General features: G+C 72.0%; 10 protein-coding genes. 6 read left to right on the top strand and 4 right to left on the bottom strand.

All coding sequences use genetic code 11. From position 1 onward, the window contains the following. Window positions 1–980 (top strand): amino acid ABC transporter substrate-binding protein (locus HMPREF0731_RS03160; protein WP_007002570.1); only part of this gene is annotated, 980 nt, incomplete at its 5' end. A 79-nt stretch (window positions 981–1,059) separates the two neighbouring features. On the opposite strand, the gene HMPREF0731_RS03165 is transcribed toward HMPREF0731_RS03160, so the two are convergent. Both HMPREF0731_RS03165 and HMPREF0731_RS03170 read right to left on the bottom strand, forming a co-directional pair. Continuing rightward, window positions 1,060–2,340, bottom strand: coding sequence for a Zn-dependent hydrolase (locus tag HMPREF0731_RS03165; protein WP_245538235.1), 1,281 nt, complete (start codon window positions 2,338–2,340; stop codon window positions 1,060–1,062). Then, the gene (locus tag HMPREF0731_RS03170; protein WP_007002572.1) at window positions 2,333–3,121 is read right to left on the bottom strand and encodes an SDR family oxidoreductase; all 789 of its coding nucleotides are present in this window, start codon (window positions 3,119–3,121) and stop codon (window positions 2,333–2,335) included. Before HMPREF0731_RS03170 ends, HMPREF0731_RS03165 begins: the two co-directional genes overlap by 8 nt. Before the next feature lie 105 nt (window positions 3,122–3,226). On the opposite strand from HMPREF0731_RS03170, the gene HMPREF0731_RS03175 reads away from it, so the two are divergent. From HMPREF0731_RS03175 to HMPREF0731_RS03190, 4 genes are all read left to right on the top strand, one after another. Next, window positions 3,227–4,210, top strand: a complete 984-nt coding sequence (locus HMPREF0731_RS03175) for a 2-hydroxyacid dehydrogenase (protein WP_007002573.1) — start codon at window positions 3,227–3,229, stop codon at window positions 4,208–4,210. A 4-nt stretch (window positions 4,211–4,214) separates the two neighbouring features. After that, window positions 4,215–5,186, top strand: a complete 972-nt coding sequence (locus tag HMPREF0731_RS03180; RefSeq protein ID WP_007002574.1) for a 2-hydroxyacid dehydrogenase — start codon at window positions 4,215–4,217, stop codon at window positions 5,184–5,186. Window positions 5,187–5,212: 26 nt separating this feature from the next. Beyond that, a complete protein-coding gene (locus HMPREF0731_RS03185) occupies window positions 5,213–5,863 on the top strand; it encodes a flavin reductase family protein (protein WP_007002575.1) in 651 nt (216 codons plus the stop codon). Window positions 5,864–5,960: 97 nt separating this feature from the next. Beyond that, complete coding sequence (locus HMPREF0731_RS03190; protein ID WP_007002576.1) at window positions 5,961–7,664, top strand: ABC transporter permease; 1,704 nt, start codon at window positions 5,961–5,963, stop codon at window positions 7,662–7,664. Window positions 7,665–7,688: 24 nt separating this feature from the next. Here the strand turns inward: HMPREF0731_RS03190 and HMPREF0731_RS03195 are convergent, their stop codons facing one another. Next, window positions 7,689–8,945 (bottom strand): D-amino acid dehydrogenase, encoded by a 1,257-nt coding sequence (locus tag HMPREF0731_RS03195; RefSeq protein WP_040611887.1) that lies wholly within the window; start codon window positions 8,943–8,945, stop codon window positions 7,689–7,691. A gap of 160 nt (window positions 8,946–9,105) precedes the next feature. On the opposite strand from HMPREF0731_RS03195, the gene HMPREF0731_RS03200 reads away from it, so the two are divergent. After that, the gene (locus tag HMPREF0731_RS03200) at window positions 9,106–9,588 is read left to right on the top strand and encodes an Lrp/AsnC family transcriptional regulator (RefSeq protein WP_051014652.1); all 483 of its coding nucleotides are present in this window, start codon (window positions 9,106–9,108) and stop codon (window positions 9,586–9,588) included. A gap of 182 nt (window positions 9,589–9,770) precedes the next feature. Here HMPREF0731_RS03200 and HMPREF0731_RS03205 read toward each other — a convergent pair whose 3' ends face one another. Continuing rightward, the gene (locus tag HMPREF0731_RS03205; RefSeq protein ID WP_040611888.1) at window positions 9,771–10,097 is read right to left on the bottom strand and encodes a hypothetical protein; all 327 of its coding nucleotides are present in this window, start codon (window positions 10,095–10,097) and stop codon (window positions 9,771–9,773) included. Window positions 10,098–10,345: the final 248 nt, after the last annotated feature.

Here is a 10,345-nt window from a genome sequence, read left to right on the forward strand (position 1 = left end):
CCCCGCCCGCCCTGGCCCAGCCGGCGCCGGCCGGCCCCACCCTGGCCGCGGTGCGCGCCAAGGCCCTGCTGGATTGCAGCGCCAACCAGGGCTCCCCCGGCTTCGGCGTGCCCGACAGCCGCGGCGAGCAACAGGGGCTGGACCCGGATATCTGCCGCGCCGTGGCGGCCGCCGTGCTCGGCCCCAATGCGCGCATCCGCTGGACGGTGCTGACCAGCGCCACCCGCGTCACCGCCCTGCAATCCGGCCAGGTCGACATCGTCGCCCGCACCTTCACCTGGACCCATGCGCGCGAGGTGAATGCCGGGCTGCAATTCGCCTCCCCCGTCTTCTATGACGGCCAGGGCTTCATCGTGCCAAAGGCGAGCGGCGTCACCCGCGCGGCGCAGCTCGACGGTGCCTCGATCTGCGTCACCGCCGGCTCGACCAATGAGCTGAACCTGGCCGACTGGGCGCGCAGCAACGGGCTGCGCGTCAACCCGGTGGTGTTCGAGGGCAATGAGGACACCCGCAAGGCCTACACCTCCGGCCGCTGCGACGCCTACACGCTGGATGCCAGCCAGCTCGCCGGCTTCGCCACCACCCTGCCGCGCGGCGAGCACGTCATCCTCTCCGACATCATCTCGAAGGAGCCGCTGAGCCCCGCCGTGCGCAAGGGCGACGCGCAATGGTACGACATCGTGCGCTGGACCATCTTCGCCCTGATCCTGGCCGAGGAGCACGGCATCACCCAGGCCAATGTCGATTCCATGCTGGAGAGCCAGAACCCGGAGGTGCGGCGGCTGCTCGGCGTCGCCGGCGACCACGGCCCGGCCATGGGGCTGGACCGGCGCTGGGCCTACAACGCCATCAAGGCGGTCGGCAATTACGGGGAGATCTTCGAACGGCACCTCGGCGCCGAATCACCGCTCGGACTGGAGCGCGGGCTGAACGCGCTGTGGAACCGGGGTGGGCTGCTTTACGCACCGCCGATGCGGTGAAGAAAAAGCTTGAGGGGGCCTTGCCCCCTCAAACTCCCCCAGCAGGGGACGGGGTCCCCTGCACCCGCCTTCAGTTCGGTCAGACCGGCGCCTCGGCGAAGAAGCGGGTCATCACCTTGCAGGCCTCGGCGAAATCCTCGTCCCGCATCGCCTCATGCGGGTTGTGGCTGCCATTCTGGTTGCGCACGAACAGCATCGAGGTCGGGATGCCGGCCGCGCCAAAGGCCGCCGCATCATGCCCGCCGCCCGAGGCCATCTCGATATGCCGCACCCCCACGGCCTCCGCCGCCCGCGCCAGCCCGGCGCGCAGCCCGGCATCCATCGGCGAGGCCAGCGAACCGGTCTCGGGACCGAGGTCGAAGCGCACGCCGCGCCGCGCCTCGATCTCCGGCACCTTGCGCGCCAGCTCGGCGAAGATGGCATCGACACTGGCCGGGTTCACGCTGCGCACATCCAGCATGAAGGTGGCCTCGCCCGGGATCTTGGTGAAGCCGGCCTCCGCCGTGGTGGCCAGGGTGCAGAAGGTGCAGACCAGCTTGTGGCCATGCCCCTCCAGCCGCGCCCATTCATCATCCAGCGCCACCGCCAGCTCGGCCAGCGCGATGGCGGCATCGCGGCGATAGCGGCGCGGCGTGCCGCCGGAATGGTTGTACTCGCCCAGCACCCGCCCCTGGCGCAGCCGCCGGCTGCCCGGAATGCCGGTGACGATGGCGACCGGCACCTCCTCCGCATCCAGCACCGGGCCCTGCTCGATATGCAGCTCGACGAAGGCGGCGGTGTTGGCCTTCGTGATATAGGCCTCGCCGCGCTCGGCGAAGCCGGGGTCGAAGCCCTCCTCGCGCATATGCTCGGCCAGCGTGCGGCCGCTGTCCTGGCGCTTCACCTGCAGCTCCTCGGCCTTCAGCCGGCCGAGCGCGCCGCGGCTGCCGGGATAGGAGGTCGGGAACCAGGCCCCCGCCTCCTCCGAGCGGATCGCCATGACGGTGACGTCGCGCGGCGGGGTGAAGCCGGCGCGCTTCAGCCCGGCCACCGCCGCCAGCCCCGCCAGCACGCCGGCGGCGCCGTCGAAATTGCCGCCCTGCGGGACGGAATCCAGGTGGCTGCCGGTCAGGATGCGCGGCAGGGCGCGGTCGGCGCCCGGCAGCGTCATGTAGAGATTGCCCACCGGATCGGTCGCGATCTCGAGGCCCAGCGCCTCGGCCTCGCGCCGCATCACGGCATGCGCCATGCGCTCACCCGGGCCATAGGCCTCCCGGGTGATGCCGACGCCATCAAAGCTCTTCTCGCGCAGCTCGGCGAAGAGCCGCTGCGCGAGGTCAACATCCGGCAGCAGATTGGGCCGGGTCGTCGTCTCAGACACAGCGCACCGCCCCGCCATCGATGATGTGAATGCGGCCGGTGGTGTAGGCGGCGCGGTCGGAGGCCAGGAAGGCGCCCATCGGGCCGAATTCCTTCGGCTCGCCATAGCGGCCGATCGGGATGGCGGCGGAGCGCTCGGCGACCAGCGCCTCGATGCTCTTGCCGGTCTTGGCGGCGGCGGCGGCCAGCGTCTCCGCCGTGCGGTCGGTGGCGAAGGCGCCGGGGGCCAGGATGTTGCAGGTGATGCCCTCGCCCGCCAGCTCGGCCGAGAGGGTCTTGTTCCAGCCGACGATCGAGGCGCGCAGCGTGTTGGACAGCGCCAGGCCGGGCAGCGGCTGCACCATGCCGGTGGAGCCCACGGTCAGGATGCGGCCCCATTTGCGCTCGCGCATGCCCGGCAGCAGCCGGTTGGCGATGCGGATCGGCGACAGCACGATGCGCTGGAACCAGGTGATCAGGTCTTCCTGCTTCATCTCCAGCGCGGTGCAGGTCGGCGGGCCGCCATGGTTCAGCACCAGGATGTCGACGCCGCCCAGCGCCGCCACCGCGGCATCGGCCAGCTTGTCCATCTGGCTGCCCTCGGCGACATCGGCCGGGATGCCGACCGCCTTCGGCGCGCCGAGGCTCTCCAGCTCGGCCGCGACGCGGTCGAGGCTCGCCTGCTCGCGGCCGGAGACGGCGATCGCGACGCCCTCCGCCGCCAGCGCATCGGCGATCGAACGGCCGAGCCCCTTCGAGGCCCCCATCACCAGGGCGCGGCGCCCTTGCAGACCCAGATCCATGGCCGTGCAACTCCTGTCGGTTTCCGCGCGGAACGTGAACGCTTCCCCTCCCCCTGGCAAGACACGCCCACCCGGTTAAGCTGCCCGGAAAGACGGGGAGAGACGATGCAGGAACCGGTCCCGACCAGGCCGCGCCTGGTCAGCGTGCGGCGCCTGCCGCCCGCCATCGCGGCGCGCATCCGCCAGGAATACGACGCCATCCAGGCGGAGGCGCACGACCTCACCCAGGAGCAGGCGCTGGCCGCGCTGCGGCAGAGCGGGGCGCAGGCGCTGCTGGTTTCCTCCTCCTTCCGCATGGACGCCGCCTTCATCGCCGCGCTGCCGCCGGAGGTGCGCATCGCCGCCACCTGCTCGGTGGGCTTCGACCATGTCGATGTGGCGGCGGCGCAGGCGCGCGGGCTGATCGTCACCAACACGCCCGACGTGCTGACCGGCTGCACCGCCGACCTCGCCTTCGCTTTGCTGCTCGCCGCCGCGCGCCGCCTGCCGGAGGCCGACCGCGTGCTGCGCGAGGATCGCTGGGGCCCGCGCGGCATGGGCGACTTCCTGGGTGTCCGCGTCTGGGGCAAGACGCTCGGCATCATCGGCATGGGGCGCATCGGCCGGGCGGTGGCGCGGCGCGCCCGCGGCTTCGACATGCGGGTGCTCTACCATGACGTCGCGGCCCTGCCGCCGGCGCTGGAGGAAGGCGCGCACCATGTCGCCCAACTCGAAGAAATGCTGCCGCGCTGCGACATGGTCTCGCTGCACTGCCCGCTGCTGCCCGCGACCCGCCACATCCTCAACCGCGAGACGCTGGCGCTGCTGCCGCGCGGCGCGGTGGTGGTGAACGCGGCGCGCGGCGGGCTGGTCGAGGAGGACGCGCTGATCGCGGCGCTGCAATCCGGGCAACTGGCCGCCGCCGGGCTCGACGTGTTCGAGGGCGAGCCGCGATTCGACAAACGGCTCGCGGGCCTGCCCAATGTCGCCCTGGCCCCGCATATCGGCAGCGGCACGGTGGAGACCCGCGACGCCATGGGGCATCGCAGCCTCGACAACATCGCCGCCGTCCTGGCCGGCCGCCCGCCCCTCGACCCGATCTGGAGCTGAGCGCATGACCAAGCCCGTCCTGCTGATGACCCGCCGCTTCCCGGATGCGGTGGAGGCGCGCGCCCAGCGCGACTACGTCACCATCCCCAACCCGGCCGACACGGCGATGGAGAGCGCGGCCATTGTCGCCGCCGCCCGCCAGTCCGGCGCCGAGGGCATCCTCTGCGCCGCCGGCGACGCCATGGGGGCCGCCACCCTCGCCGCCCTGCCGGAGAGTGTGCGCGTCATCGCCACCTTCAGCGTCGGCACCGACCATATCGACCTGGGCGCGGCGAAGGCGCGCGGCATCGCGGTGACCAACACGCCGGATGTGCTGAGCGTGGCCACCGCCGAGATCGCCTTCCTGCTGATCCTGGCCGCGGCGCGCCGCGGCGGCGAGGCGGAGCGCCTGCTTCGCGCCCGGCAATGGACCGGCTGGGCGCCGACCCAGCTGATGGGGGTGACGCTGGAGGGCAAGCGCCTCGGCATCCTCGGCATGGGGCGGATCGGCCAGGCCCTGGCGCGGATGGCGCGCGGCTTCGGCATGGAGATCCACTACCGCAACCGCAACCGCCTGCCCGCCGAGGAGGAGCAGGGCGCGATCTACCATGACAGCGACAAGGGCTTCCTCCGCGCCATCGACGTGCTGTCGATGCACATCCCGGGCGGCGCCGCGACGCGGCACTGGCTGGACGCCGAGCGCATCGCCTGGCTGAAGCGCGGCGCCATCGTCGTCAACACCGGGCGCGGCACCACGGTGGATGACGCGGCGCTCTGCGCCGCCCTGCACTCGGGGCATCTGCGCGCCGCCGGGCTCGACGTCTTCGAGGGCGAGCCGCGCATCTTCGAGGGCTATCACACCGCCCCCAACACCGTGCTGCTGCCGCATCTGGGCAGCGCCACGGTGGAGACGCGGGATGCCATGGGCTTCCGCTGCCTCGACAATCTGGATGCCGTGCTGCTGCGCGGCGAAGCGCCGCTGCACCCCGTCGCCTGACCTGACCCTCCCTTCCAGGACCACCGATGCTCTTCGATTTCGAGACGATCCCGACCCGCGAGGCCTACAAGCTGCTGGTCTCCACCGTGGTGCCGCGCCCCATCGCCTGGGTGGTGACGCAGGACGCGGCGGGGGTGGTGAATGCCGCGCCCTATTCCTTCTTCAACGCCTTCGGCGACACGCCGCCGGTGATCGGCTTCTCCTGCGGGCCACGGCCGGAGGGGGTGGAGGCGCCGGTGAAGGACACGCTGGCCAATATCCGCGCCACGGGCCAGTTCGTCGTCTGCCTGGTGAGCGAGGCGCTGGGCCAGGCGATGAGCGACACCGCGGCCGACTTCCCGCCCGAGGTGGACGAGCTGGCGGAGGTCGGGCTGGAGCGGGCGCCGAGCGTGCATGTGAAGCCGCCGCGCATCGCCGCGGCCCCGGTCGCCATGGAATGCGAGACCTTCCAGCTGGTGCCGGTCGGCGTCCACACGCTGGTGCTGGGCCGGGTGCGGGCCATGCATGTGCAGGATGAGGGCGTGCTGGACGCATCGAAATACTACATCGACACGCCGAAGCTGAACCTGATCGGCCGCATGCATGGGCGCGGCTGGTACACCCGCACCACCGACCGCATCGACATCCCGCGCACCACCCATGCCCAGTGGGAGGCGCGCAAGGCGGAGAAGAAGTAGCGCCCGGGGGGCGGGCGCGTCGCGCCGGCGGCACCGCCGGCGCTTCCCCCCACCCCCTCCCGCGTGCTAGGCGCGGCTGAGAGGCGTTTGCATCCGCGTGTCCAGCACCAGCATCACCGACCCGACCCTTCCCCTGCCATCCCCCGCCCTGCCGCGCCCGGCGCGGCGGCGCGTGCCGCTCTGGGCGCGCTCCGGCTGGCTGGTGGCGCTGCTGGTGGCCCTGCCGGTGCTGGCGGTGCTGGCCAATGCCGCCGCGCCGCTCTGGACCGGCAGCGGCACCGGCGCGGTCTGGCACCACATCCTGCAGACCAACCTGCTGCCCTATCTGGGCAATTCGCTGCAGCTGGGCGCGCTGGTGGCGCTGATGGCGGGCGTCACCGGCATCGGCTGCGCCTGGCTGGTCACCGCCTGCCGCTTCCCCGGCCGCCGGCTGCTGGAGGCGGCGCTGCTGCTGCCCATGGCCATGCCGGCCTATGTCTGCGGCTATCTCTACACCTGGCTGCTGGATGCGGCGGGGCCGGTGCAGAGCGGCATCCGCGACCTGACCGGGCTGCGCTGGGGGCAATACTGGTTCCCCGAGATCCGCTCGCTCCCCGGCGCCGCGCTGATGCTGGCGGCGGTGCTCTATCCTTACGTCTACCTGCTCTGCCGCGCCGCCTTCCTGCAGCAGAGTTCCTGCCTGATCGAGGCCTCGCGCACCCTCGGCCTGTCGCTGCGGCAGAGCTTCTTCCGTGTGGCGCTGCCGCTGGCGCGGCCAGCGCTCGCCGCCGGACTCGGCCTGGTGCTGATGGAGACGCTGGCCGATTTCGGCACGGTGGATTACTTCGCGGTCCGCACCTTCACCACCGGCATCTACGAGACCTGGTTCGGCCTGGGCGACCGGCAGGCGGCCAGCCAGCTCGCCGCCTGCCTGATGGGGCTGGTGGCGCTGCTGGTGCTGGCCGAGCATGTCTCGCGCGGTGGCCGCCGCTACCATCCGACGACCACCCGCCAGGCGCCGCTGCAGCCCACGCCGCTCTCCGGCTGGAAGGGCTGGGCGGCGATGCTGGCCTGCGCCCTGCCGGTGCTGGTGGGCTTCGTCATCCCCGCCGGCGGGCTGCTGCACCTGATGCTGGACCGCGGCGACGCGCTGGACCCGGCCAATTTCCTGCCCTTCGCGCGCAACTCCCTGCTGCTGGCGGGGGTCACGGCGCTGCTCGGCGTGGCGCTGGCGGCGCTGCTGGGCTGGGGGGTGCGGCTCTATCCCACGCCCTGGTCGCGCCTGGCCAACCGGCTGGCGGGGCTGGGCTACGCGGTGCCGGGCTCGGTCATCGCGGTGGGCACGCTGGTGCCCTTCGGCCTGCTGGACAATGCGCTGGATTCCTGGCTGCGGGCGCGGTTCGGCGTGTCCTCCGGCCTGCTGCTCTCGGGCACCATGGTGGCGCTGGTCTTCGCCTATCTGGTGCGCTTCCTGGCGGTGGGCCAGGGCGCGGTGGAATCGGGGCTGGCGCGGCTGCGCCCCTCGCTGTTCCAGGCGGCGCGGGTGCTGGGCTGCGGCCCCGGCCAGGCCATCGCCCGGGTCGAGGCACCGCTGGCCCGCGGCGCGCTGCTGACGGCGGCGGTGCTGATCTTCGTCGACACCATGAAGGAACTGCCGGCGACGCTGATCGTGCGGCCCTTCGACCTCGATACCCTGGCCGTGCGGGTACACAACCTCGCCTCCGACGAGCGGCTGGCCGAGGCCTCCACCGCCGCGCTGCTGATCGTGGCGGTCGGGCTGGTGCCGGTGCTGGTGCTGCTGCGGGCGATGCGGCGGGGCTGAGCGCCCCGCCTTTGCCGCCGGGACTCAGGCGGCGTAGCGCGCCATGGCCAGGTCCTCATGCTCGATATTCGGGCGGTTGCCGGCCACCAGATCGGCGGCCAGGCGGCCGCTGCCGCAGGACATGGTCCAGCCCAGCGTGCCATGGCCGGTGTTGAGGAACAGGTTCGGATATTTCGTGCCGCCGATGATCGGCGTGCCATCCGGCGTCATCGGCCGCAGCCCGCACCAGAACAGGGCGCGCTCCGGGTCGCCGCCCTGCGGGTAGAGGTCCTGCACCGAATGCAGCAGGGTGCGGCGCCGCTCCTCATGCAGCCGCAGGTCGTAGCCGGCGATCTCCGCCGTGCCGCCGACGCGGATGCGGTCGCCGAGCCGGGTGATGGCGATCTTGTAGGTCTCGTCCATCACGGTCGAGGCCGGGGCGGCGGCATCGTCCACCACCGGCATGGTCAGCGAATAGCCCTTCACCGGATAGACCGGGATGGACAGGCCGAGCGGCGCCAGCAGCTGCGGCGAATAGCTGCCCAGCGCCAGCAGGTAGCGATCCGCCGTCAGCAGGCCCGCGCCGGTGCGCACGCCGGAGATGGCGCCGCCCTCGGTCTGCAGCCCCTCGATGGTGGTGCCGTAGCGGAAGGTGACGCCGAGCCCCTCGCAGATCGCCGCCAGGCGCTGGGTGAAGAGATGCGCGTCGCCGGTCTCGTCCTGCGGCAGATAGAGGCCGCCCACGAACTTCTCCCGCACCCGGGCCAGCGCCGGCTCGCGCGCCACGCAGGCGGCGCGGTCCAGCACCTCGAAGGGCACCTCGTATTGCCGCAGCACGCGCAGGTCGTCGCCCACATGGTCGAGCTGCGCCTGGGTGCGGAAGAGCTGCAGCGTGCCGCGCTCCCGCTGGTCGTATTCGATGCCGGTCTCGGCGCGGAGGTCGGCCAGGGCGCCGCGGCTGTAATCGGCCACGCGCACCATGCGCGACTTGTTGGTGCGGTAGGCGGCCTCGGTGCAGTTCTTCAGCATCTGCAGCAGCCAGGACCACTGAAGCGGGTCCATCCGCGGGCGGATCACCAGCGGGCTGTTCTGCTGGAACATCCACTTGATGGCCTTGAGGGGGATGCCCGGCCCGGCCCAGGGCGAGGAATAGCCGAAGGAGACCTGGCCGGCATTGGCGAAGCTGGTCTCCAGCCCCGCGCCCGCCTGGCGGTCCACCACCTGCACCTCATGCCCCGCCCGGGCGAGGTAATAGGCCGAGGTGACGCCGACCACGCCGGCACCGAGGATCAGAACCTTCATCGCGTCCATGCTCCCGCCCCACCACCCGTCGCGATCAGGGCACGGGTTGGTGTCGAAAGCGTATCCTAGGCCGGATTCGACGGCAGGTGCTTGCGATTGGCGCAACCTCGTGCCAATTCGGCGGGATCCATTCGAAGATCCTGCGAATCCGTCGAAGATCATGCAACCGCCCGTGCTGGACCATCTGGACCGCAAGCTGCTCCGCCTGCTGCGCGCCGATGGGCGGATGAGCAACGCGGCGCTGGCCGCCGCCATCGGCCTTTCCCCCTCCGCCTGCCTGCGCCGGCTGCGGCTGCTGGAGGCGGGCGGCGTCATCCGCGGCTACACCGCCATCATCGAGGATCCCGGTCCGCAGGGGCGGACCACCGTCATCGTGCAGATCACGCTGGAGAAGCAGACCGAGGACGCCTTCAACCGCTTCGAGGCGGCGGTGCGGCAATGCCCCGAGGTCTGCGAATGCTACCTGATGACCGGCAATGCCGATTACCAGCTGCGGGTCGAGGCACGGGACGCGGCGGATTACGAACGCATCCACAAGGAGCAGCTCTCCCGCATGCCGGGGGTGGCACGCATCCAGTCGGCCTTTGCCATCCGCACCGTGGTGCGCGGCGCCGACCCCGCACGCCTGCCCGAGCCGGCCTGACAGCCGCTTCGCCCGCCGAACACGGAAAAGGGCCAGCCGAGGGAGCGGCTGGCCCTTGTCGCAGCGGGCGTCATCGGGGGGGGATGGCGGAACGGCCGGGGGATGCAGGGCCGCCCCGGTGCCCGGCTGCGAAGGGCTGAAGCGCCGGGGCATCAAAGCCCCGGCTGCCAGCCGCCCTGGCTTCAGCCGCCCACCGAGCCCGTGCCGAAGCCGCCAAAGGCGTTGGCCGAGTTGCCCACCGGGCGGGCGCCGTGCAGCGCCTCATGCCGCAGCGTGGTGGAGACGCTGGCGGCCAGCGGGTTGCCATCGGCCTCGGCCGAGTTGCCCACCGTGTCGGGGATGCCGGCCACGTCACGCGGCTGGGTCACCTGCATGGAATAGGCACCCGGGGCGCTGGTCGAGCCATTGTTGGCATTCTCGGCCAGGTCGCGGGCCAGGGCCAGGCCGGGGAGCGCCACGGCCAGGCCGGCGGCGAGGGCCAGGGCGCGGAAGCTGTTGGAAGCGAACATCGGGATCATCCTGTGTCTCGGGTTGGGGTGGCGGGGTGCCCCCCGCCGTTGACGCAGAGATAGTCCCGAGACCCATCCAGGAGAAATTCTTTGAGCCGATGTTACCGATCGGTTCGGATGATGATGCTGCGCTGCTCACACCCGCCCGGCAAAGCCCGCCCAGGCCACCGCCAGCCGGTCGCCCAGGCCGCGCGGCGCCGGCGGCCGTGTCGGGTCATAGCCGCCGCCGGCCAGCGCCTTCAGGTCGC

The sequence above is a fragment of the Pseudoroseomonas cervicalis ATCC 49957 genome, from assembly GCF_000164635.1.
Lineage (GTDB): Bacteria > Pseudomonadota > Alphaproteobacteria > Acetobacterales > Acetobacteraceae > Pseudoroseomonas > Pseudoroseomonas cervicalis.